Raw genomic sequence first — 25,898 nt, 5'->3', positions numbered from 1 at the left:
GCCCGCCGAGTGCGGCAGGGAGGTCACGTGACCTTTACCGTGTCAACGTAGACCAACAAATTTGCTGATCTGCAGAAACATGACTCCTGTAGCGATGGCTGTGTGTGACCGGGCGTCATCGGTGGTCGAACGCGAGTGTGCGTTCGTGTCCCTGGCGGGAGTACCAAAGGATGGGAACAGGGCTGACCAGTGGGTTCGCAGCGGCAGCTTGGTGGTTGAGGCGCGATTTGCGCTGTGACCATGTCCAGATCGCCGTGTCGTGGGCGGCGTGGGTAGGTTCTGGGCCGGCTGGCCGGGCTGGTTGTTACCCGTGACCTGGTTCGCCGTGTGATGAACGTTCGCTACTACCGACGAGCTGACGGCGCGCCGCCTGGTGACACTGTCTACCGGGGCATGGCCCTCTTCGGCTCGGTTGTGTCCCCGTGGGTTGGGCTGCTGGTCGCGCCCGCAGCGGACTCTCGAGATCAAGTAATTCCGCCGCTGTCGTCCGCGATGCGTGGAGCAGGCAGAACAGCTGCTTCCTTTGGCAGAAGATCGGCGGAAGACCTTCAATCTCCGACATGTCCTGGATAAGGTACGGAGCCGACCACGGAGATCGAGACAGGGGCAGGGTGACCACGAAAGAACGGAAGTTTGGTGGCCGCGTGGCCGTCAGGGCCATGCCCCTACCCGCCGTGACGGACCTGTCGGTAGCCCTGGACGGTCCGCCTGTTCCTCCAGCGGCGCGCGTCCGCTTCTACTCACCTGATGAGTGGGAGGAGTTTATCCGCGAGTGGGCGACCGCGCTGCCGGAGGACTACGTCCAGATCAAGCGGCTCGGCGGGGCAGGTGACAAGGGCGCGGACATCGCCGCGTTCAGGACGGACCGGCAGTTCGAGGGATCGTGGGACTGCTTTCAAGCCAAGCACTACAAGGAGCCGCTTGGCTTCTCCGTTGCCGCCCCGGAGATGCTCAAGGTCTTCGTGTCCGTGTTGGACGGCGCCTACTCCCTGCCCGACAGCTACCAGTTCTTGGCTCCAAGAGGGCTGTCGACTCCGTTCAACATGATGATCAGCAGGCCGACCACTGTTCGCGCCACGTTCCTGGGTCGACTCGTTGAGGGCGACGCGCTGGTGAAAGAGCTGGACAAGGCGACGCTCGAGTCGGTGCGTGCGTTGGCGGCCGACACCGACTTCGCCATGTTCAGGTCCGTGGAGTTGCTGGACGCGCTGAGCACCCACAGCCGCACCAGGTGGCACGCGGCCCGGTTCGCCACTTCGCTTCCCGCGCGCGGTGACAGCGAGGACCCGCCTGCGGACTACACACCCAAGGAGGCCCGCTACCTGCAGCATCTCCTTGCCGTTTACGTCGAGCGGCGGCCGGATGTGATCACCGATCTCGCCTCCGTGGCCGGTGTTCCGCATCTGAGCAAGCACCTGCAGCGACAGCGGGTGAGCTTCTATCGGGCGGAGTCGCTCAAGATCTACGCCCGTGACGCGGTGCCCGCAGGCACCTTCGAGAAGCTCCAGGAAGACATCCACGCCGGGGTTATCGACGTCGCCGAGAGCGACCACCCGAACGGGTACGCGCGACTGGGTCAAGTGCTCGCCCAGGCGGGAAGTCTCGACCTCAACCGGCACAAGCTCATCGACGTCACTGATATCTCCGACCGCCATGGCGTCTGCCACCAAATCGCCAACGATGACCAGCTGACGTGGGTGGCGAAGGCATGAGCGGTCCGCTCAACAGCCCCCTGGAGTACGGGGTTCGTGTCCTGATGATGCTCACCGAGGCCTATCCCGAGCAGCTGGACATTAACCACTTGGTCCTGCTCGACCACAGCGTGCTGCACACCGCCGAACTCGGCGGACCGCCCAGCATTCACCTGTCCCATCCTCTGCACGCTGGGGAGCTGGGCGTGCGACGTGCGAGCGTCGAGAAGGGCCTGCAGGTCATGCTCCGTGCCGGGTTAGTCGATATGCGTGCGTCGGGCGACGGGATCCTCTACGAGGCCGGGGACGAGGCGCACAGCTTCCTCAGCGCGCTTTCGTCGAGCTACATCGCTGAGCTGCGCAGCCGGAGCCAGTGGGTGGTCGAACAGTTCGGGGCGCTGTCCGAGGAAGCGATCAGGCAACAGACCCGAGCGATCTTCGGCCGCTGGTTTGAGGCGACCAATGATCACGATCCAGGACCAGGTGGGGGCTCATGGAGCGACTGACGCTGCTGCACCTGACCTTCGTCGGTCCCTCGGTCAGCCCCGCGACCGTGGAGTTCGGGCCGAGGCTCACCCTGGTCCGAGGCCCCTCGGACACGGGGAAGTCCTACATCGCCGACACCATTGATTTCATGCTCGGAGCCTCGAAACTTGAGTACATCCCGGAGCGAGACGGCTATGACACTGCGCTCCTCGGTATCGGTTTGTCCAGTGGGGAGTCCATCACCCTGGCCCGAGCCCTTCAAGGCGGTGGCTTTCGGCTGCTCCGCGGCGATCACAGGGCTCACCCGCTGCCCGCTGCGGCCGAATCACTGTCAGCCAAGCACGGTACCGAGAAGAGCCTCTCGCGTTACCTGCTTGGGAAGATCGGCTTGGATGGCAAGGTCATCCGTAAGGACGGGGTTGGGAAGACGATCTCGCTGAGCTTGCGCAAGCTGGTGCGCCTGGTCGTCATCGGTGAGACCGACATCCAGTCCAGGACCCCGCCGATCTTCACCGGACAGCACCCAGACCGGACAGCGGAGCTCTCGACGTTCCGCTTGCTCCTGCAAGGCGAAGATGACTCCGCGGTTCAGCCTGGCGAGTCGGCTAAAGAGCAGCGCACGTCCAAGGCCGCCAAGAACGACGTTATCGACATCTTGCTGGCCGAGCTGCGCGGCCAGCTCCGGACCGACGAGACGCTGCAGCAGATTGGGGAACGCGGACAGCGTCTTCAGGACACCATTACCGAGTCGACCGGGGCGATCGAGCAGACCGCCGCGGTGAGGCAGCAATGGGGCCATAACCTGTCCAACAGCGAGCGGCTGGTCGCCGCCGCTCGACGGAGCCTCGCTGACCTCGACGCGCTCGACGCCCGCTTCGCGCTGCTCTACCAGCAGTACACCTCGGACCTGGATCGGCTGGAGGCTGTCGCCGAGGCCGGGACGCTGCTGGGCTACTTTACCCCGGGACCCTGCGCGTTCTGCGGAGCGGACCCCGAGCACCAGCACCCCAATGACGACAGCATCGACGACGACGCCGATGACGTGACCGCATTGGCCGAGTCCGTCAGCGAGGAGCAGCGCAAGACGACCGCGCTCCGCGAGGACTTGCTGCAAGCGATCGCCGGCGTGCGCGCAGACCGCGCCGAGAAGGCCGAACGGCTAGTGATCTACACCGCCCAGGCAGCACAAGCACGGTCGGAAATCGCGCGGCTGGACAGCGTGCTCAACCCCCAGCAACTTCAGTTGCGAAACCTGTTGACCTCGTCCTCGCAGCTCGAACGCGATGGCGACACAATCCGTCGCATCCAAAGACTCGAAGCCCTCCGTAACGAGATCGAAAACGCACCACGCCCTGACGCGATCGCCCCCACCGCGGGCCTGCACCGCGACACGGTCGACGACCTGTCCCGGATGATCGCTGCACGACTGCGCACCTGGGGGTTCCACGACGCAGATAACACCAGCTACAGCTTCGACACCCAGGACGTCATCTCCGCCAACCAGCTGCGCTCCGCCCACGGCAAGGGCGTCCGAGCCATCCTGCACGCCGCCTTCACCATCTCGCTCGCTCAATACTGCTTCGACCACAGCCTTCCCCACCCAGGCTTCGTCGTGCTCGACTCACCCCTGGTCGTCTACCGACCACCAGACCCCAACGCGGCTCCCGAGACCAGCGACGACATCCTCGACACCACCACCCTCGCCGGGCGGTTCTACGCTGACGTCCAAGCGAACTTCTCCGGCCAGATCATCGTCTTGGAGAACGAGAACCCACCAGAAGCCCTCAATGAGGCGGCGATCGACATCCGCTTCACCAAAAACCCAGCTCAAGGCCGATACGGCCTCTTCGTATAAAAATCTCGCTCCCCGTCACTCAATTCGCCCTCAAGCAGGTCTGAACCACCTGTCCGCACCTAGACGCCGCCGGCCACGTCACCGAGTTCGCCAAGATCCTCACCAACCAGGGTGGCGAGCACCTCGACGAGTGGATGGCCGCGGTCGAAACCGATGAACTACCCCACCTGCACCGGTTCGTGCGGGACCTGCGCCAGGACTACGACGCAGTCCTCAATGGACTCACATTGCCACACAACTCAGGCGCGGTGGCAGGCAACGTCAACCGCATCAAAATGATCAAGAGACAGATGTACGGCCGCGCCAACTTCGACTTACTCCGTAGGCGGATACTCCACGCCGCGTAACAACCCAGACCCAGACCCAAACCGAGACCGCGCTCCTCCTCGTAACATCTCGGTCATGGAAATGCCCAGTACACACCCACGATGGGGTATCGAGTTCGACTGGCTGGCAGTAGACAGCCAGCAGCAGGTGGCGCTGTTCACCAGCGCTGGCTATGGAGCCGTACCTGAGACCGTACTCCGGAACGTGTCGCTGGTCGACCGAGCAGTGGATGCGATCGCGCAGCTACCGGCGGTCGGAAAGGCCACCGAGGTCTGCCTACCCGGAGATGGTGACTACTCCTCCTGGCTCACCACAGCCCAGCGAGGATTCTTCACCTATGACTGGACACTATGGCACGGCCCCTACCAGCGGCTCGCGATCCCGACCGTCCCGATCATCCTCGAGCAACTGCCCACGCCCATCAGGCAGGCCGCCGAACTGGTCAACTTCACGCCGCGCTTCCCCAACGAAGCCGCTATCACAATCCCATGCTTCGAACCCGAGTAGCTCCAGGCGATCGTCGAATGCCCGACGACGGGTCGACTTGATCACGCAAAGTGGGCCAGATCCGAAACTCGGTCGTAGGCGGGTCCAAAACTCGTTCCCCGCAGCCAAGGTGCGCATCGTCAAGGTCCCCTTCCAGGAAGAGCGCAAGCCCCGACTCACTCAGTTCTCGTGGGACGCCAGGGGGTCTGTCAAACGAACGTTTTATAGTCCCACGCACACACCAGCGCCGGCGGTGGGACTGTTTCAAGATCACGGGATAGACCCGCGTGTTCAGCTTGCGCACTGTGTGCGGCTTATGTTCGTTCTGACCGTTGGTTGCCGGTGCTCGATCGTCCATCCGTGTGGTGCTGGATGCACGCGTCACATCATGAGCTGCGCTGAGTCAAACTGGCGGTGTGAGTGATCAGCGCGGTGTCAGCAATATGATCAGCGGGTCCGTTTCGGGGCCGGTAGTGCAAGCGAGCAGCATCGGGCAGGTTATTATTACCGGCTCTGTTCAGAGTGAGGCGCCGGTTCCGCGGCAGTTGCCTGCCCCGGTGCGTGACTTCACTGGCCGCGAGCATCAGGTGGCCGTGCTGGACGAGTTGCTGCCGAGCGGCAACACCGCGCACAGCACGGTCGCCGTGCTTGACGGTACCGGCGGAGTTGGCAAAACCACCTTGGTCACTCATTGGGCGCATCGGGTCCAGGGCCAGTTCGCCGATGGCACGTTGTTCGTGAACTTGCGGGGCTACGGTCCGAGCGCGCCGTTGGATCCCGTGGTCGTGCTGGGTTCCTTTCTGGCCGCGCTCGGCGTGTCTCAGAGTCAGATTCCCGCCGAACTCGATGCTGCGGTCGGGTTGTTCCGTTCATTGTTGGCAAGCCGACAGGTTCTGGTGGTGCTGGACAACGCCGCCTCGGCCGTGCAAGTGCGTCCATTGCTGCCCACGACAGCCGGATCCATGGGAGTGGTTACCAGTCGCGACAGCCTGACCGACCTGATCGTCTTCGAATCGGTCCACCGAATCAGCCTCGATCTGCTTGCCCCCGCCGAGTCGCACACCTTGTTGCGGGCCGTGCTCGGTCCGGCTCGCGTCGAGCACGAGCTTGACGCATCGAGCGAGTTGGTCCGGCTGTGCGCCGGGCTCCCGCTCGCCGTCCGGGTCGCGGCCACCCGGGTTGCGTCGCGCCCGCATTGGGCGATCGCCGATGTCGTCGACGAGATCAGGGAGGACCAGCTCGTCGATGACGGCACCAGCGGGATCGTGGGGGATGCGGTGCGGGTGGTGTTCGACTGGTCGTACGCCCGTCTCGCTCACGAGCAGGCCCAGGTTTTCCGCTGGCTCGGGTGGCACCCGGGCACGGAGTTCTCCGTTCCCGCGGTTGCCGCCCTGTGCGGGTTGCGCCGTCGCGAGGCGTATCGGCGCCTGGAAGCGCTGGCCGAACTGCACCTGGTCGAACCTGTGAGTCGGCACCGGTACCGCATGCACGATCTGCTGCACGCCTACGCCCGCACCCGTGCCCGCCTCGACACCGCCGACGAGCAGCACGCCGCGCGCCGACGCGTCCTGTCCTGGTATGCCTCCGCCGCGCAGCTCGCCGACCACCTGCTCTTCCCGGGAGTCCCGTCCCTGAATGTCGAGCTCGACCAGGTTGGCCCTCCACCGGCCGTGGACGATCGTGCTCAGGCGTTGGACTGGCTCACCACCGAACAACCCACGCTGTACGCCGCAGTGCGGGCCGCGGTGGAGTACGAGATCGTCCCCCCGTTGCTGGCTCTGGCGGCCACCTCGCGTTTCCTCACCTACCTGCCCCGGCCACTGTGGGCTGTCCGCCTGGAGATCGAGACACTCGGCATCACCGCGGCCAGCGCCCTGGGCGATCCCGCCGCCGAGTTCTTCCTCCGCCGAACGCGCAGCGAAACGCTGTGCACGTTGGAGCGGTGGGACGAGGCCGCGGCCGGTTTCGCCAGTCTCGACACGCCGCGCAATCCCGATCGGCACAGCGCGTTCATCGGTCTGGGCGAGGTCCATCTCGAGCAGGGACGATTGCGGCGAGCCCGCGACTGCTATCAGCACGCGCTTCCGCTGGCGCGCTCTCGTGGTCTGGTGCGCGCGCAGGCGGTCATCGAGGGCAACCTGGCCACCATCGCCATCGGGCTGGGTGAACACGAGCAGGCACTCGCCCACATCGACCGCGAACGCGATCTGCGACACCAAGCCGGAGACCAGGTTGGCCACGCCCACAGCTTCTACCACGCGGCGACCGCACTGCTGGCCCAGGGCGACCACGCCGCCGCGCTGGAACTGGCCGAGAAGGCGCTGGCTGGCTACCGGGAGCTGCCCGGCACCGATACGCTGGTCGCGCCCGCGCTGGAGCTGGCTGCGACCTGCCTTGACCACGCCGGCGACCTCCCCCGCGCCGCTGCCTATCTCCAGCGCGCCGCCACCCTGTACACCGATCTCGGGCTCCCGGCGGACGACACACGCGAGCGGTGGCGCGAGGTCACCGCCCGCGCCACCACCCCACCATATGCCTAACCGCGGTCGTCGTCGCCGCAGGTAGGACATTCCGGCCACGGCTGTCGCAGCCGTAGCGTCTCGTTGTCGCGCAAGGTCACTAGGTTCATGCCGTACTCCTGGTTGACCGGTATGTCTGGTGCCCCGGTGATCAGGCTCATCACCGCGTGCGCGGCGAGCTGTCCGGCGATGCCAGCTGACGTGGCGTTGGCCGCGTGTTCGTGCTCCGCCGACTCCCCAGGCGCCCACGTGGTGCGCGGGGCCACCACGCTCCGCCGGTGCCGCTCCGCGGCGCGAGCACAGTCGTAACACGGTCCCGAACCTGGACGGTACAGCCCTACGCTGACCTGCGGCCCGTCATACCCGCTGTGCACCCATGCTGTTCCGGTGGTGTGGCACGCCTGGTTCGTCCACGAGCGGATCTCGCCGGCCGAGGGCTGGTCCGCCGCCACCAGCAGCACATCGCAGGCCACCGCCAAGGCACGCAGCTGGTCCGGGCCCTCAATGTGCTCCCTGGATCCGGTCAGGTCCACGTGCGAGTTGTGCCGCCGGAGCCGGTCCAATGCGGCCTCCACCTTGGCCCGGCCGAGGTCCTGCTCAGTGAACAGTACCTGCCGGTTGAGGTTGGACACCTCCACCACATCGGCGTCGACGCAATGCAGCTGTCCCACCCCCGACATCACCAGGGCCAGCGCCGCAGCTCCCCCGGCGCCTCCGACACCGATGAGTACTACCCGGGCCTGTCGCATTCGCAACTGCGCATCCCAGCTGCGCCGGCCAGGAGTGCGATCCACCGAACGCCAGAACGCGCGGCTACGGCTGTAGCGTTCCCGTTCGAACTCGCTCAGTTCCGTTTCGGCGGCATCCTCCAGGTAACCAGCGGTGTGTAGGTCGTCGATCGCCTCCCTGACCTTGCGGGGCGTGCGCGCCGGGAAACGGTGGACCAGCTCGGCCACGATCTGGCCCACCGTCCGCGACCCGTCAAGCAGCACCAGCAACGCCCACACCGACCCGTCCAGATCACGCAGACCCTGCGTGATTCCGGGCACATTGCCACCAATACGCACCAGTCCATCTTCGTACCGCACCGGTCGGTGCTCGAACTTAATCCTTGGACGCCACATGGCGCTTCCCTCCTTCCCCGGTCAGCTCTCCTGGCGAGGCCTACTGAACGTCGGCTCCTGCTCGATCTCCACGAACTCGATCACGTGACTCACCTCCCGCCGAATCACCGACGCAGGCTCACCGCACCGGACCACTTGCTCCGATGTCCCCGTGGTCAGGGGAGTCGGCCTGCTGGTGATCACGGTGCCCCGTTCAGCCGATCGGGTATCTCGTTCCGGGAGAACCTGGGAAGCGCTGACCTGTTGCCCCAGGTCGGGCTACAGTTCCCGATCGGGGAAGCGAGAGAACTCGGGAGAAGCCACGAGGGGGTCGCGGCGAGTGGGGTCGGATCTACAGGCTCAGTTCATTGACCGGCTCAATCAGTTGCTCGCACAGGCCGGCGATCCGACGCTGGCCGAACTAGAAGCAAAAGACAAAAAATGGCTCGTGGAGCAGACCGTCTCAAGCATGCTCAACGGGAACCTCAAGCAACCCCCGAAGTGGGATCGCATCAGAGCCTTCGTGATCGCCTGTGTGGAGATCGGCCAGAGCAAGAAACTGCGCATGCCGCAGCAGGACCACCTGCTCAAACAATGGCGCGACGACCATGCGTTCCTTACCCGAGCGTTCGGACAGGCCGCGTCCAGCAGCCGTGCCGCCCGAGTCGATCCAAGGATCGATCTCTGTCCCTATCCCGGTTTGGCCTCCTTCACGTTCGAGCAGCACGAATGGTTCTTCGGTCGTAATGCGGCCCTTGATCATCTCGCGGGCAAGGTAGCGGACGCAGCCGAGGGAACCGGGTTGGTCGTTCTCCGCGCACCGTCCGGAGCAGGTAAGTCGTCGCTGCTCCGTGCGGGCCTACTGCCCCATCTGAAGGACAGGGTGCCCCGAGACGACGCGAAGCTGTGGCAGCATCTTCTGCTCACTCCCACAGCTCGACCATGCAGCACGTTGGCGGCCCGGCTCCTAGACAGGACAGGTGCGGCGCCGACACAGAGGGCCGAGCGCTTGCGGGCCGAGTGCAGGCTTGCCAAGCGCATGCTTGCCAAGCCAGTGAGCCTCACCGACGCACTCCGTGCGGCACTCACACCGCCGCACACCCGTATGGTCATCGTGGTCGACCAGTTCGAAGAGGTGTTCACGCTCTGTAAGGACGAGCACGAGCGGCGTGCCTTCATCCAGGCGCTGTGCCTCGCGGCCGACGGCACGAGCGCACAGTCACCGCCAGCGCTGGTGGTGCTGGGGCTTCGCGCCGACTTTGACGGGCGTTGCGCTGCCTACCCCGAACTACTGACGGCAATGCAGGACAGCCAGATGATAATCGGCCCGATGACCTATTACGAACTGACAGCCGCCGTGCTGGGACCAGCCAAAGCCGTGGGACTGACGGTGGAACCCGGACTGGTAAAGACCATTCTGAGCGATCTCTATCGCGACGCCGTGACCGGGGATGACGTGCCCAGTTACGACCCACGCCGGCTTCCCCTGCTCGCCCACGCGTTGAGGACAACTTGTGACAACCGCGACCACAATACGTTGACCCACGCTGGCTACCACAACGGTGGCCGCATCAACTCCGCGATCGCCACGACCGCGGAAACGATCTACCTGAGCTGTAACAAGGCGCAGCAGGATGCGATCCGGTACGTGTTGTTGCAGATGATCAAAGTGGGTGACGGAACGGAGGATACCCGCCGCATCGTCGAACGCGAATCGCTGATCAACGAGGCGCCTGACCCGGACGCCTCGTTCACCGTGCTCAAGGACCTGATCAACAAACGGCTCGTAGTCGCCGGCAAGGACGCGCTGGACCGCAACACGGTGGAAGTCATCCACGAGGCTCTGATCCGCGCCTGGCCGCGGCTGGCGGGCTGGATCACGGCCGACCGCAGCGGGTTACTCACCGGCCAACAGCTCAGAGAGGCAGCCGAAGCTTGGGAGCGCGACGGGGAGGACGACGCTGGTCTCTATCGAGGAGGCCGCCTCGCCACCGCGCGGGAATGGGAACAGCGTCTCATCCGACCCACCGAGATCCCACCGCTGGTTCAGCGTTTCCTCGCGGCGTCCATCCAGCATGAACAGGACGAGCAGGCCGCCGCCCGACGCCGGGTCCGGCGGCTACGCCAACTCGTCGCCGGACTCACCACCGTCCTGGTGGTCGCCATCGTGGCCAGCATTGGTGTCCTCGTCAGCGCCAGGGCCGCGTTCAAACTTCGTGACGTCGAGACCTCCCGTCAGGCCGCGGGCGCCGCGACGCGGGAGCACCGCAACGACCCCCCGCTGGCGACCCAGATCAGCCTGGCCGCCTACCGAATCAGCCCCACAATCGAGGCCAGGGGCAGCCTGCTCAGCCTGGCTGCCGACACATTCGCAGTCCCACTCACCGGTCACACCAACATCATCGAAAAGGTCGCCTACAGTTCCGACGGACGTGTGGTGGCCAGCAGCGGCAAGGACGGCTCCGTCCGGCTGTGGGGTGCGGCCGATCCGCACAGCCCGACCGGACCGAGGGTACTGCTCGACAAGGCTGGCATCGTCTGGTCGCTGGCCTTCGGGCACGGTCGGTCCAGCCGGCTTCTCGCGGCCGGAACCGAGGACGGCCTGGTACGGCTGTGGGACATCACGGACCTCAACCAGCCACAGAAACAGGCCGAGTTCCCCGGACACACAGGCGCGGTGTTCGCCATCGCCTTCAGCCCGGACGGACATCTCATGGCGACCGTGGGTGGGGATCAGACCATACAACTGTGGAACGTGTCCGATCCTCACCGGCCGTCGCGCGTCCGCACCCTGTCCCCCCGCAGTGGCAACGTGCTCGCCGTCGCTTTCAGCCCTGACGGGCGCACCATGGCCAGCGGCGGCGACGACTGTCTCGTGCGGTTGTGGGATGTCAGCACCCCGCAGGCCACACACGCGTTGGACACCGTCGACGGCCACACGGGCGCGGTTCGGTCACTGGTCTTCAGCCAAGACGGGCGAACCCTGGCCAGCGGCAGTTTCGACACGACCGCCCGACTGTGGGACGTCACTGATCCGGCGAACGCGACCGAGCTGTCGGTCCTCGGCGGAGTAACTTCTCTGCCCGTCCCCAGCGTCGCGTTCAGCCCGGATGGGCGCACACTTGCCACGGGCTCCTGGGACAGCGTACTGCGGCTGTGGGACGTCACCAACCCGCGCGAGCCGTTCGTCATGACCAGCCATCCCGGCCACACCTCAGGCATCAGCTCGGTCCACTTCAGTCCGGACGGGCAGACCGTGGTCACCGGCAGCGCGGATCACACCATCCGGCTGTGGGACATGCCGCCGCCACTCATCGCCGCACACCCCGCCCCCATTTTTTTCGTGGCGCTCGACCCGAGCAGGCGGATTCTGGCGACTGCCAGCGCTGACCACACCGCCAGCCTGTGGGAGGTCACCAACTCGAACCGGATGAGGAGGCTGGCCACTCTCCGCGACCACGACGACGAAGTCCAGGCGGTTGCGTTCAGCCCAGACGGGAACCTGCTCGCCACCGCCAGCACTGACCGGACTGTGAAGTTGTGGAACATCACCAACCACAGTGATCCCAAAGTCCTCATCACGCTCACCAGCGCTGTCTCGCTGACCTCCGTGGCGTTCTCACCCGACGGCCGCACCGTGGCCGCGGGCGGTTCAGATGCGACGATCGAGCTCTGGGACGTCACCGATCCGACCGACCCCGCGCGGCTGAGCCCGATCACCGGTGTCGGTGATTTCGTCAACACGTTGGCCATCAGCGAAAACAGCTCCGGCCGGATGATCCTGGTCTCGGGAAACGCCGATGATACAGCCAGACTCTGGGACGTCACCGACCCACGTGACCCACGCACCCTCGACGTCATCAGGACCGGTCACGACGTCGTGCCGGTGGTGTTCAGCCCGGACGCGCGCATCCTGGCCGTCGCCGGAACCGGGCGGGAGGCGACACTGTGGGACACCAGCGACCCGACCGAGCTCGCTCTCATCGGGAAGATCCCCGACCAACTCAGAGGAACGATGTCGATAGCCTTCAGCCCTGACGGAAAGACGCTGGCCAGCGGCGGTCTCGACGGCTCCATCCACCTCTGGGATCTCACTGATCCCCGTAATCCCAGCTCTCTTGGCACTCTCGTCGGCCACCGCGAAGTCGCCGAATGGATACGTTTCCGCGACGACCACACACTTATCTCCGGCAGCGCTGACGGCACCGCACGACTCTGGGAAATCGACCCCGAACGCGCGGCCACCCGCATCTGCCACAACATCCGACACGACATCACCCAGGCCGAATGGGACACTTACTTTCCCGGGTTGTCCTACCAGCCACCATGCTGACCTGGCCGCGATCAGCACGCCCCCGCTGTCTGCCACCGGTAGACAGCCCAGCGACTCGACCATCTTCCCTTGACACGCCTACGATTTCCCAGCCCGACCCCAACCCGTCAGGCCGCGACCAGCCAATTCGCCACCACAGGCTCCGCAGTACTCCTAAGCGTGTGTCAATGGAGCACCCAGCTACGGCGACGAACCCGGATTCCCGAGTCCAACGAGTGCGGTACCGAGGTCGAGTTGAAACTCGGCCGTGTCAAATTTGGGACGCCAACGTCTGGGCCCGACCCACAACCATGATGTCGCAGGTTCGAGTCCCTGGCGGGAGTACTAAAGGATGGGAACAGGGCTGACCAGCGGTTTCCCACCGGCAGCCTGGTGATCGAGTCGTCGTTTGGTTTGGCCGCGCCCGAGTAGCTCCCGTTGGGGCGGCATCGCGCGGCCCGCCCCAAACCGTGGGGGCGACAGCGCCGGTGTGCTCGACCTGGTCGCACCGAACAGGGCGGCTGAACTCGCTTGGTCGACGTGGAGCGCCGCACCCAAGATGATCCCGGGCCCCGAAGCGCTCGCCGACGGCATCGCGATCACTGACCAGCAGACCGAATTCATCCCCTTGGACGTGGGCGCACAGCTCACCCTGATCCACCGCCTGAGCTTCACCCTCGACGTGGGCCGCGCTGAACTGCGGTAGATCGCCACATCGCGGTTCGAGTTCGATGCGCCGGTCGAGTTCGACTCAGCTGTGGAGCACGCCTTCGACTTTGTTTACGGCGATCACCGTCGCTGCGGATCGGGTTGTGGCATTGGACGAGGGCCGCTACTGCCACCCTGGGCGGAACTGCTGGCCCTTGTTCGCTTCCCTGGCGGGTCGCGGTCGCTTGTGCGGTCGTGTTGATGGTGTGGAAGGTCGATCTACCAGGGTAGTTCGTTGCGGAGTCGGTCGAGCCAGCGGTCGAAGGTGAGTTCGAGTCGGCCGGGGTCGTAGGTGCGTTGTGCGTGGTTGGTTTCGGTGAGGAGTGGTCCGCGGATGTGGTCGGCCCATTCGGGGCGCGCGAAGACGTGCATGTGGTAGTTGGCGCGCATGGGGATGGTGGCGAGGTGTTCGTAGCCTTGGGTGGCTTGGGTGATGTCGACGAGGTAGGCGGATGCGGGGACGGCGCGGGTGAGTCCTCGCACGATGAACACGGTGGGTCGGGTGTTGGTGACGCGGGCGGTGGGGTCGGCTCCGTGGGCGATGGGTTCGTCGTTGAGGCCGATGTAGTCGATGGTGTTCCAGCCGCTGTAGTAGGGGGTGGCGCCGGCGTCGTGGAGGGCGACGGTGCGGTGTTCGGTGGGGATGTCGGCGTTGGCGAGGCCTTTGCCGATGGCTACGTGGGCGCGTTGGAGGTCGGGTCCGTAGTTGACGACGGTGGGGAGGTCGGCGGGTTGGACGCCGGTGACCGCGACCCAGCCAACGGCGACCGCGCCGGCGCCGGCGGCGAGTAGGCGGGGTCGGAGGGCGCCGGCGGCGAGTCCGGCTCCGAGGCAGAGCAGTGGGTAGGCGTGGAAGGCGAAGCGGTGGACGTAGTCCATGCTGGGGCCGGAGACGAAGTAGGTGATGTAGGTGGTGGCGACGGTGGCTGTGAGCAGGACGCCTGCCGTTCGGGTTTGCTTGCGTGCCACGAGGAGCAGGGTCAGCACGAGCAGCGGGGCGAGTGCGGGGGCGGTGGTCTGGAGCCAGGTGGTGCCGGCGTCGAGGTTGCCGAACTTGACGTAGAAGGTGTTGGGGAACAGGTGGCCGTAGTAGAGGTAGCGCCACAGGAAGTAGCCCAGCCCGAGGATGACGGCGGCGCCGGTGTGGAGCCGGGCGCGGCGGTTGGTGCGGTGTGCCCAGATCCAGCAGAGGAAGGCGGGGGCGGCGGCGAGGACGCCTTCGGGTCGGAGCATGCCGGCGAGGACCACCAGCAGCGGTAGTTCCCAGGTGCGGGTGTCGCGGCCGTCGTTGGTGTGCAGCGCGATGATGACGATGCGCAGGACGAGCGCGGCGAACGCGACGGTTTCGAGGCCGCCGGTGAGGTGGAAGTAGGTGGGGAGGAACACGACGAACGCCCCGCCGGCGACCAGCGCGGAGAGTGTTCCGAAGCGTTGCCAGCTGTAACGGACGAGCATGGCCAGAGCGAGGGCGCCCGCTGCGAGGGAGGTGAGTTTGGCGACGGTGGGTAGCCCGATCCCGAGCCACACGAACGGGGTGTGCCAGACCATCCAGAGGAAGTTGGTGAAGCCCTCGACCGGGTCCTCGCCGACGTTCCACACCGCCCCGTCGCCGTTGGCGAGGTTGAGGGAGTAGCGGAAGGTGATGTAGGCGTCGTCGATGGTGAAGAACCAGGCCGCGCGCACCCCGAGGAGGAACAGGATCCCGAGTCCGGCGGTGATCCACAGCCAGGTTCTGGCTGGTCTGCCGGACGGGTCGGTGTCAGACGCCGGCACGGCCGACGACGCCGAGGTGATGGTCACTGAGTCCCAACTTGAGTGAGTGTTCGGTCCCCGACGGAACTGGCGCAACCTATCACTCAGCGTGCGTTGCGGTTGTGCCCCGTTGGCCTGTCGCCGATCGCACGGGGACAGGCCAACGGGGACATGTGTCACGGCTCGAGGGTGAGGGGAACTTCGACGAACGCGGATGTGGTGCGGGCGGCTGGTGGGGCGGCGCGAACCAGTCGGGGGGTGTTGGCGTCGTCGATCCAGGAGACAACCCAGGTGTTCTCGGCTGGCATCGCTTGCACGGTGGGATCGCTGGTCGTGGGGTCGTTGGACACGAGTGCCCACGGGGTGAAGGTGTCTGATCCGGGTGCCTGTTGCACGCTGAAGTGGATCTTGTTGTCGGCTGTGCGGGTGACGAGCTTGATGGCGCCGTCGTGTCCCATGGTGGCCGACGGGCTACCAGCCGCGATGATGGTCGGGAGGGCGGTCCAGGTTCCGGGGAAGCCGGTGTCTGTTTCGCGTTGGGTGCGGACGGTTCCGGTGGTGTCGGTGGCGAAGAGTTGGCGTTTGCCGTCGGCCAGGGTCACGGCGGAGACGGTGCCGGCGAAGGTTGTGGTTCCGCCGAGGTTCTGCCAGGCGCTCATCGTGTTGGTCTGGATGTCGTACACGGCGGTCCGGTACTTGCCGTCGGCGCCGAGGGCGAACACGCGGGCGTCGTCGCCTTCGGGAACGAGGGTGAGGCGGGTGAGGGACAGCGTCGCGGGGGTGGGGTCGGTGACGGCTCGCCAGGCGGAGAAGGCGCGGTTGATGTTGAGTTGGTTGCGGCACCAGAGTGCCCCGGTTCCGTCCTGGGCGCAGGCGACGAGGGTGTTGTTGGTGAGTCGGGCGGTGGTGGCGGTGGTGGAGAGGTAGCCGCCGTAGTCGATGGTGCCGGTCCAGATGCCTCCGGCCTGGTCCTGGATGCTCGCGCGGTGCTCGGAGTCGCTGCCGTTGGCGAGGATCTGGATACGTCCGTCGGCGTTCTCGCCGGTGCTGGTGGTTCCGGCGACGCCGGTGAAGCCGGGGATGCCGGCGAGACCGTTGGGTCCGTCGAGGGAGGCGATCTCGCCGTAGACGCCGAGGCCGGTGGGGTCGATGTAGGACAGGTGGAGGTGTTCGTTGGTGCTGAGCAGCAGGGTCACGGGCGGGTGGGGCTCGACGGGCACGGTGGGGCGGGCGGGCACGCTGGTTCCCACTCGTTGGCAGGCGTCGGGGTAGGCGGTGGTGGTCAGGTCGAGCCAGCCGGGGCCGAGTGAGCGCGGGATGTTGGAGATCCAGGCCTGGGTGTTCTCGTCATAGCGGTACCAGTAGAGGGCCCCGTTCGGCGCGATGTCGCGGCGCATGCCGTAGACGACCTCGCCGCCGCCGGAGAAGACCTGGTCGTAGACCTGCCAGCCGGTGCCGACGTGTTTGGCGTGCTGGATCCACCGGTCCGAGTCCGCGTGGTAGCGGAAGCGGTAGAGGAGTCCGGCGGTGCTGCGGGCGAAGATGATGCCGCGGCCGGCCGCGGCGATCAGGTTGTAGTCGCTCCAGCCGGTACCGATGACACGGTGCTGCATCTGGCCGGTTGCCGCGTTGTGAGAGCGCCAGTGCAGGTCGCCGTCCGGTTCGACGGTGTAGATGTGGCCTTCGGTGTCGACGGTGATGCGGTCGCGGTACTCGGCGGTGAGGTAACGGTTCCAGCCGCCGGTCGCGATGGTCTTGAACCAGGCACCGTCGAAGACGTCCCAGCTGGTTCCGTTCCACCGGTAGCGGCGCAGGTTCCCGTCGTTGAACGCTAAGTAGACGACGCCGTCGGGGGCGGCGACCGGGCGGCCGAGGTCCCAGCCTGGGCCGCCGATCTTCGGCATGGTTGGTGACCACGAGTTGGTGCCGTTCTCCGGTTCGAGATGGTGGTACAGGTACATGTTGCCGCCGGTGGGGGAGACCCGGAACATCGGGACGCTCGCCGCGCACTGCAGCGTGGAGGACTCGGCAGGCGCCTGAGCCGCGGTCGCAGGGCTCACCAGCGAGGCGACTAGTGCTCCGACGGCAACAACGGTGACCAGTGCCCGGCGACGATTTCTGCGGTGCACGACGAATTCCTCCTGCCGTCCCCGGTCAGCCGTCCCCGACGTACTCCGGCGAACGCGGAATGGAATCATGCGACGGTCCTGTCGCCGCCCAGCAAGTGTGTTTTCCGTGCGACGTAACGTCAATCGGCGGTGAATGTGAACCACATCACGGGGCTGTGGTGTAACATTTTCCTACTAGGCCGTCTGGTTGATTTTCGTTGTCTTCGCTGGTCGTGGCCCTGTATGAGTTGTCGACATGGCGATGCGGCGTGCGATTGTCCTGCTGGTCGGCTTGGCGATGATTGCCTCGTTGTTGGGGCCGGCGAGCTATCCGATTGGGAGCCGTCTGGTCGGCAGCCCGGCGCACGGTCCCGAGCAGGAGTGGGGGGACGCCGCAGGGCTGTCGCACGAGGAGGGCAAGGGCGGGAACCGGGCAGAGCCCCGTTCCGAGCAGTCGAAGTACCCGCCGATCAAGGGGCAGTCGGCTCCTGCCGCGCGCAACGTCGCGACCGTGGGCACCCCGGAGGCGGCCGAGGTGCGGGGGTTCGACGCGGCGACGAGTCGTGAGGTGCCCGAACTGCGGGACGCCACCCGGCGCACGTTCGACAACGCTGACGGGACGCAGACGACCGAGTTCAGTCAGGAACCGGTGCACTACAAGCGATCCGACGGCTCGTGGGCACCGATCGACACCCGCCTCGTCGGCGCGGAGACGGGTTTCCGGGGGGCGGCGAACTCGTTGGGTGTGTGGACGACCGAGACGACGGGCGCGGGTCCGCTGGCGCGGCTGGACCTGGACGCGGGACATCGGGTCGAGTTCGGCCTTGACGGGGCGTCCGTGGTGCCGGGCACGGTCGACGGCAGCGTGATCACCTATCCGCGGGTGCGACCCGAGTCGGATCTGGCGCTCGAGGTGACCGCGACCGGTCTGAAGGAACGCATGATCCTGCGCTCTCCCCAGGCGCCGCGCACCTGGTTGTTCCCGCTGCACCTCACAGGTCTCAGCGCGTCCATGGTGGACGGTGAGGTCGTGTTCCGCGACCGGAAGGGCGCGGTGCGCGCGCGGATCCCTCGCGGTTTCATGAACGACTCGCTCTTCAACGATCGTATCGGCGAGTACACGACGTCCTATGGGGTGAAGTACGAGCTGGTGGCGCACCAGGGTGGCACGGCGGTGCGGGTCACGCTCGACTCGGCGTGGTTGGACGACCCCGCGCGGGTCTACCCGGTGACGGTCGATCCGCCGGTCGATGTTCGGCCGGCCTCGTCGAGCATGTACGTGCAGCGCAACAGCGACGGTTCGAACTTCAGCAAGACCGACGAGCTGAAGATCGGTGTCTCGCGGGACTCTGGCGGCACCTACACCGCGGCGAGCTACATCAAGTTCGCCAATGTGGAGGACACGCTGCGCCACAACAAGATCTTCGGGGCACAGTTGGCTTTGCGGAACTGGCACTCGTGGTCGTGCAACCCGCGTCCGATGACGGTGCACGGGGTCACCGAGGACTGGAGTGCTGGTCCGGGGAACACCTACCCCGGGCCGTCGCACGGCGCGGCGTTGGTCAGCGACAAGTTCGCCTATGGCTATATCCCGAGTGGACAGACCAGTTCTCCGTGTCCGACGGCGACGCGGGTCACCAACCTCGGTGTGGCCGGGCGGAATCTGGTGCAGGCCTGGGCCAACGGCCAGCCCAACTACGGGTTCACGGTGCGAGCGTCGGCCAGCGATGTGTTCGGCTGGAAGAGGTTCGTTCCGGCGGGCAGTGCGAACCCGCCGCGGTTGTCGGTGACGCACTCGCCGTTTTACGCCACCTACAAGTTCGTGAACCCCGTGCCGAATCCACCGGTGACCCGCACCCAGGCCGGCAAGGTCCGGCTGAAGATTACCAACGGTGGCGCCAGCACCTGGACCACGGACGGCTACCGGGTGGCCTACCGCTATTTCGACTCGCGAGGCACCTACAAGGGCTGGGCGGAAGCGGCTTCGCTGCCGCACAACGTCGCCCGCGGCGGATCGGTCACGGTCGACTCGACGATCCAGCCGACTCCGCCGGGCACTTACCGGTTCGAGTTCACGATGATGCGCCGCGGTGGTCCGGTGTTCACCGACTATCAGGTCCCGCCCGCCGTGCTTGCCCTGCGGGTGCTCGACGTGCCGCCGGCGATCAAGGAACAGTACCCACCCAACGGATACTCCACCCCGTCGCTCACCCCGACGTTCTGGGCGAAAGCGGTGGATGTCGACGCCCCGCCGAACGCCTCGTTGCAGTACCGGTTCGAGATCTGCGAGAAGACACCGACGGGGAACGTCGGCTGTTTCGACTCCGGCCGCCGGGCGAATCCCACATGGACCGTCCCGGTCGGTCGGTTGCAGTGGAGCAAGACCTACCAGTGGCGCGTGTTCGCCTTCGACGGCACGACCGAGAACCCCGCGTTGCCGTTCAGCACAATGTTCACCAACGTGCCACAGCCGGAGATCACCGCGCACCTGGGCGACGCCCCGGACGGCGGACGGTCCGGTGAGTTCGATCCGCAGGTGGGCAACTACACCGCGAGCGCGGTCGACGCGACGGTGTCCACCGTCGGACCCCAGCTGTCGGTCGTGCGGACCTACAACAGTCTCGACCCGCGGCGGGACTCCGTGTTCGGCGCTGGTTGGTCGAGCCAGTGGGACATGCGGATCACCCCGGACGACAACTGGTCGGGCAACGTCGTGCTCACCTACCCGGATGGGCGGCAGGCCCGGTTCGGTGCGAACCTCGACGCGAGCGGCCAACCCACGGGCGGTGCGCTGGTGCCACCGGTCGGCCGTTTCGCGACCCTCGTCCCCCGCTCCGCCGTGGAGGGCGGCGGATGGACCCTGACGGACAAGTCCGGTTCCCTGTACGTGTTCCGGCCCGACGGGCGGCCGTCCCAGGTCTACGACAACGCCGGCCGGTCGATCGCCTTCACCTACGGCACCGACGGACGGCTCGCGACCGTCACCAACCGCACCAGCGGCCGCGCCCTGCACGTCACATGGAGCGGGGACCACATCGCAACGGTCAGCACCGACCCGGTCGACGGGCAACCGTTGACGTGGACCTACACCTACGACGGCGACCGGCTCACCTCGGTGTGCGACCCGACCGATAGCTGCACCCGGTACGAGTACACCTCGGGTTCGCACTACCGGAGCACGATCGTGGACTCCAAACCGGACGCCTACTGGCGTTTCGGGGAGACCGAGGGCACCGACGCCTTCAGCCAGATCGGCCTGAACCTGGGCGCGGACAAGGCGACCTACTCCAACGTCGGCCTCGGCGAGGCCGGGGTGGTCACCGGCGCGGGGGACACCGCGGCGTCGTTCAACGGCACCACGTCGATGGTGGCGCTGCCCAACGGTTTGGTGAAGAAGAGCCGTGAGCTCTCGATCGAGATGTGGTTCAAGACCACCACCGGCGGAGCGCTGTTCGGCGCGGAGGCTACCCCGCCGGGCACTCCACAGCCCAACTCGGTGCCGGTGCTGTACATCGGGGTCGACGGCCAGCTGCGCGGCCAGTTCTGGGACGGGCAGATTCAACCGCTTTCCGCCGATACTCCGGTCACCGACGACCGGTGGCATCACGTGGTGCTGTCCAGCACGCTGACCCGGCAGACGCTGTTCCTGGACGGCGTGGCCGTGAGCACCCGTCCCGGCGTGGTCGATCACAGCGCGCACACCTTCTCCCAGGTGGGCGCCGCGCACACCGAGACGGTCGCGTCGTGGCCGCAGTGGGGGACCGCGAAAACCAGCGTGTTCTCCGGACTCCTCGACGAGGTCGCGGTCTATCAACACGCGATGGGCCTGCCGTCGGTGCGCACCCACTTCACCGCGCGCGCTACCGCGGACCAGATGACCAAAACCGTCCTGCCCAGCGGCAAAACCGCCGCGGAGATGACCTACGACACCGACCGCGACCGGCTCGCCGAGTACACCGACCGCAACGGCGGCACCTGGGTCCTCGCCGCCCCGGCCATCACCGGCGACACCGACAACCTCATTCGCACCGTCCGGGTGAACGACCCCGCCGGCCGCGCACACTTCTACGAGTACGACCCGCTCCGCGGACGGATCCTGGGTTACCTGTCCCCACTGGGCACCACGACTCGCCCCGAGGACGAGCCGCCACCCGACGACACCGTGCCCACCCCGGACCCCGAATGCCCGCCCCCGCCCGGCGAACCGCCGTTCTGCGAGGTGCCGATCGGCGGCGGCCCCGGCTCGTTCCCACCGGTCGAGTTCCAGGGCGCCCGAACCTTCGGCTACGACGACGCGGACAAGAAGAGCACGATCACCGACGAGAACGGCAACTCGGTCACCCTTAAACACGACGACCGCAGCAACGTGCTCTCCCGCACCACCTGCCGTCAGGGTCTGCTCAACTGCCAAACCACGCACTTCGAGTACACCCCGGCGGGGACCAACCTGACCGACCCCCGGCTGGACAAGGTCACCGCCACCAGGGACGGCCGCTCCAGCGGCCCCACCGACAACCGCTACCTGACCCGCTATACCTACACCACCCGAGGTGACCTGGAAACCCAAACCACCCCCGACGGCGCCGTCGTCCGCCACACCTACACCACCGACACCACCGCCGCCTACGGAGGCGGAAACACCCCCGCCGGCCTCGTGCTCACCAGCACCGACCCGCGTCAGGCCGTCACCCGCTACGCCTACTTCTCCAACGGCGACCTCGCGCAGATCACCACCCCCACCGGCCTGATCACCCGCCTCGGCTACGACACTCTCGGCCGCCGCACCTCCACCACCCAGATCTCCACCGAGCACCCCGCCGGCGTCACCACCACCGTCGCCTACGACAAGCTGTCCCGCCCCACCGTGCGAACCGCGCCCGAGACCACCAACGAGGTCACCGGGCAGACCAGCACCCTGCGCACCACCACGACCTACGACGCGGACGGCAACCCCACCTCGGTGGAAGCCGTGGACCTGTCCGGGCGCGCCGACACCCGTGCCGCCACCTTGCTCTACGACGACCACAACCGGGTCATCCAAGTCACCGACGCCGAGGGCAACGAGACCAGCTACGGCTACGACCACTTCGGCAACCGCACCAGCATGGTCGACCCGAGCGGCGTCGGCTACGACTACGCCTACACCGCTCGCAACAAGATCGCCGAAGTGCGTCTCCGTGGCTGGAACGGCGACCCCGAGGGCGTCGAGTTGGAGAACGAGTACCTGGTGCTCGCCTCCTACGCCTACGACCTCGCCGGCCGACTCGTCCGCAGCACCGACGCGATGGGCCGCACCCAGCGCTACACCTACTTCACCGACGGCCTACCGGCCAACGTCTACGCCGAGGGACTTACCGACGCCGACGGTAACCCCCGCCAGTTCGCGTTGTCGCAGAAGGCCTACGACAACGCCGGTAACCTGACCCGCGAAACCACCGCGGGCGGGCGGGCCGCCGCGTTCGAGTACGACGCCGTCGGCCGCCGCACCGCCACCATCGCCGACCCCGACGGGCTCGCCCGCCGCACTCAACTGGCCTACGACCTCGCCGGGAACGTCACCCAGGTGCAGATGACCGGCAAGGAGTCCAACACCGGCACCCCTGGTGATCTGGCGGTCGCCGAGATCGTCGATTACGGCTACGACCCCGCCGGCCGGCAGATCAGCGAAACCGTCCACTCCGGAACCGAATCCCTCACTACCACGTTCGGCTACGACCAACGCAATCTCCTCACGTCGATCACCGACCCGCGCGGCAATGTCTCGGGCGCCGATCCGGCCACGTTCACCACCGCCACCGCCTACGACGAACTGGGCCGCCCCGTGCGGTCGGCGGCCCCGCCGGTCGTCGTCGACACCGGCTCGACACCGACCACCACACGTCCCGAAACCGTCGCCGGTTATGACGCGTTCGGCGACGTCACGCACACCACTGACGCCAACGACAACACGTGGCGCTCCGCGTACGACCGCCTCGGCCACCTCGTCACCACCACCTCGCCGGACTACACCCCACCCGGCGCCAGCGACCCGATCACCGCGAACTCGACGCTGACCTACGACGGCCTGGGTCGGGTCACCGAGTCGACGAGCCCACGCGGAGCGGTGACCCGTTACACCTACGACCAACTCGGCCGCCTGGTCCGCCAAACCGACCCACACGCCGACAATCCCGGCGAGCCGGGGGGAGTGTGGGACTACACCTACACCCGTACCGGCGAACTGCTCTCGGTCACCGATCCCACCGGCGCCCGCACCGAGCACACCTACGACCCGCTCGCCCGCCTCGAGACGTCCAGCCAACTCGAACGCCACCCCACCCCAGGCACCTACACCAGCACCTACACCTACGACGACGCCAGCAACCTCCTCACCGCCGCCGCACCCTCCGGCGCGACCACCACCTTCACCTACGACACCCTCAACCAACCCACCAAGGTCACCGACCCCTCCGGAGTGGACACCCAGCTCGGCTACGACCGCTCCGGCCGCCAGATCCGCACCGCCGACGAAGCCGGCCGCACCCAGCGTGCCGCGTTCGACCTCGCCGGCCGCCTCGCCAGCGTCAATGACCATGGCCCTGCGGGGGCTTTGCTGCGGAGCAGCCAGTTCGGCTACGACCCCGCCGGGAACCTCACCACCGCCACTGACCCGAGACTGAAGGTCATCCGTTACACCTACGACGGTCTCAATCAGGTCACCCAACAAGTCGAACCTGTTTCGGACACCGAGTCCCTCACCACCTCGTTCGGCTACGACGCCGCTGGAAACCTCACCCGCTTCACCGACGGCCGCGGCAACACCACCCGCTACACCACCAACACGTGGGGCCTGCCCGAGTCGACCATCGAACCCACCACCACCGCCCACCCCGCGGCCGCCGATCGCACCTGGACCACCAGCTACGACACTGACGCGAACCCGGTGACCGTCACCGTCCCGGGTGGTGTCCGCAACACTCGCACCGTCGACCTGCTGGGCCAGCTCACCCGCGAGACCGGCACCGGCGCCGAAGCCCCCACAGCCGAACGCGTCTACGATCACGACCTGCTCGGGCGGCTCGTCACCAGCGGCGCGCCCGGCGGGACGAACTCCTTCACCTACAACGACCGCGGCGCCCTGCTCACCACCACAGGTCCGTCCAGCAACACCAGCTACGGCTACGACCAGGACGGCAACCTCACCAGCCGCACCGACGGGTCCGGCACCGCCACCTACGGCTACGCCAACGCCCGCCTCAGCACAGTCCAGGACGGCATCACCGGCGTCACTCAGACCTACACCTACGACGAGACCGGGCTGCCCGCCACGATCGACTACGGCATCAGCGGCGGCCTCCAGCGCGGGTTCACCTACGACAACCTCGGCCGGCTCACCATGGACGAGCTCACCGACTGGGAGACCACTGAGGCCCCGACTCGTTCGGCTTCGTTCGCCGCCGCGACGGTGGTCTACTCGTACGACAAGAAGGACCGGCTCGTCAGCAAAGGGGTCCTCGGACATGCCGGCGCCGCGTCCAACACCTACCGCTACGACGACGCCGACCGGCTGACCACATGGATCAACCAGCCGCTGGACGTCGATGACGCCCCGGAGCAGACCACGCTCTACACCTGGGACGCCGCAGGCAACCGCACATCCACCGCTGGTGTCCAATCCATGTTCGACGAACGCAACCGGCTAGTCAGGGACGGATCGAGAAGCTACAGCTATACCCCGCGCGGCACTCTCGCCTCCGCTCCGGGCGGCGAGACCTACGCCTTCGACTCGTTCGACCGGCTGGTCAATCAGGGCCTGACCCAGTACGCCTACGACGCGCTGGACCGGGTCACCAGCCGCAACGGCCAGCAGTTCTCCTACGCCGGGGCGAGTAACGAGCTCGCCAGTGACGGCGGCACGGCGTTCAGCCGTGGTCCCGCCGGTGAGCTTCAGGCCCTGCGCAGTGGCGCCGAGACGCGGATGACCCTCGCCGACCGGCATGGTGACGTGATCGCCGGCTTCGACCCCACCGCGTACGACATCACGATGAATGACACGGCCGAGTTCGACCCCTTCGGTAAACGGGTCGACAGCAGCGGAACCGAGCGCCCGATCGGCTACCAGGGCGACTACGCCGACCCCGATACCGGCGACGTCAACATGACCGCCCGCTGGTATGACCCCACGGCCGGCACCTTTACCAGCAGGGACAGCATCGATCTCCCCACCAGTCCGTCCAGCGCCTCGAACCNAACCCAGGCGGTTTTCTCTGCCAGATTCCGTACATCTGGGATGAACCTCCAGGCGGAGCCGGATCTGGCCTCGGAGGACTTCCAGACAGCTCTGGTTGCGGTTCACCGGTGCCGTCCGAGAAGAAGGCGTTCGGCTGCTGCCCCGCGGATCGAATGTTCGCCTCATGCGCGGCGGGCGGGACTGGCCCGTCCGGCACAGCCGGTGGATGGTCCGGCTCCGGCGGAGGCTCCTTCAGCACAGGCGGTGGAAGAATCGGCCGTGGTGGTGCCAGCGCGCCCCGCCCCGACCCAGCCATCGCCGCCCGAGCGGCCAACCGAGCCG

12 protein-coding genes are annotated in these 25,898 nt (G+C 66.7%); 9 read left to right on the top strand and 3 right to left on the bottom strand.

Annotation, left to right across the window (positions count from 1 at the left end):
- The first annotated feature begins 674 nt into the window (after window positions 1–674).
- From ACYVIP_RS29215 to ACYVIP_RS29190, 6 genes are all read left to right on the top strand, one after another.
- Window positions 675–1,712: an ABC-three component system protein gene (locus tag ACYVIP_RS29215; protein ID WP_460402064.1), complete on the top strand. Its 1,038-nt coding sequence runs from the start codon at window positions 675–677 to the stop codon at window positions 1,710–1,712.
- Window positions 1,709–2,197, top strand: coding sequence for an ABC-three component system middle component 2 (locus tag ACYVIP_RS29210; protein ID WP_460402062.1), 489 nt, complete (start codon window positions 1,709–1,711; stop codon window positions 2,195–2,197). Before ACYVIP_RS29215 ends, ACYVIP_RS29210 begins: the two co-directional genes overlap by 4 nt.
- Window positions 2,185–4,032, top strand: a complete 1,848-nt coding sequence (locus ACYVIP_RS29205; protein WP_460402060.1) for a hypothetical protein — start codon at window positions 2,185–2,187, stop codon at window positions 4,030–4,032. The genes ACYVIP_RS29210 and ACYVIP_RS29205 overlap by 13 nt, the downstream gene beginning before the upstream one ends.
- A gap of 95 nt (window positions 4,033–4,127) precedes the next feature.
- On the top strand, window positions 4,128–4,379 hold the full coding sequence (locus ACYVIP_RS29200; protein WP_460402131.1) for a transposase: 252 nt from the start codon (window positions 4,128–4,130) through the stop codon (window positions 4,377–4,379).
- Between the two features lie 55 nt (window positions 4,380–4,434).
- A complete protein-coding gene (locus ACYVIP_RS29195; RefSeq protein ID WP_460402058.1) occupies window positions 4,435–4,866 on the top strand; it encodes a hypothetical protein in 432 nt (143 codons plus the stop codon).
- A gap of 395 nt (window positions 4,867–5,261) precedes the next feature.
- Window positions 5,262–7,385 carry an ATP-binding protein gene (locus ACYVIP_RS29190; protein ID WP_460402056.1) on the top strand — a complete coding sequence of 708 codons (2,124 nt, stop codon included), beginning with the start codon at window positions 5,262–5,264 and terminating at the stop codon, window positions 7,383–7,385.
- Here ACYVIP_RS29190 and ACYVIP_RS29185 read toward each other — a convergent pair.
- The gene (locus tag ACYVIP_RS29185) at window positions 7,382–8,488 is read right to left on the bottom strand and encodes a ThiF family adenylyltransferase (protein WP_460402054.1); all 1,107 of its coding nucleotides are present in this window, start codon (window positions 8,486–8,488) and stop codon (window positions 7,382–7,384) included. The genes ACYVIP_RS29190 and ACYVIP_RS29185 overlap by 4 nt on opposite strands.
- Before the next feature lie 319 nt (window positions 8,489–8,807).
- On the opposite strand from ACYVIP_RS29185, the gene ACYVIP_RS29180 reads away from it, so the two are divergent.
- Entirely contained in the window at window positions 8,808–12,800 is a 3,993-nt protein-coding gene (locus ACYVIP_RS29180; RefSeq protein WP_460402052.1) for an nSTAND1 domain-containing NTPase, read from the top strand.
- Window positions 12,801–13,269: 469 nt separating this feature from the next.
- Window positions 13,270–13,485 (top strand): hypothetical protein, encoded by a 216-nt coding sequence (locus ACYVIP_RS29175; protein ID WP_460402050.1) that lies wholly within the window; start codon window positions 13,270–13,272, stop codon window positions 13,483–13,485.
- 221 nt (window positions 13,486–13,706) lie between these two features.
- Here the strand turns inward: ACYVIP_RS29175 and ACYVIP_RS29170 are convergent, their stop codons facing one another.
- Entirely contained in the window at window positions 13,707–15,287 is a 1,581-nt protein-coding gene (locus ACYVIP_RS29170; protein ID WP_460402048.1) for a hypothetical protein, read from the bottom strand.
- A gap of 128 nt (window positions 15,288–15,415) precedes the next feature.
- Complete coding sequence (locus tag ACYVIP_RS29165; RefSeq protein ID WP_460402046.1) at window positions 15,416–17,299, bottom strand: tachylectin-related carbohydrate-binding protein; 1,884 nt, start codon at window positions 17,297–17,299, stop codon at window positions 15,416–15,418.
- A gap of 304 nt (window positions 17,300–17,603) precedes the next feature.
- Here ACYVIP_RS29165 and ACYVIP_RS29160 point away from each other — a divergent pair.
- Window positions 17,604–25,898, top strand: an 8,295-nt coding sequence (locus ACYVIP_RS29160) for a LamG-like jellyroll fold domain-containing protein (RefSeq protein ID WP_460402044.1), incomplete at its 3' end; no start/stop codon positions are given.

The sequence above is a fragment of the Actinophytocola sediminis genome (assembly GCF_054779715.1).
This window is presented reverse-complemented; position numbering and strand designations above follow the sequence as displayed.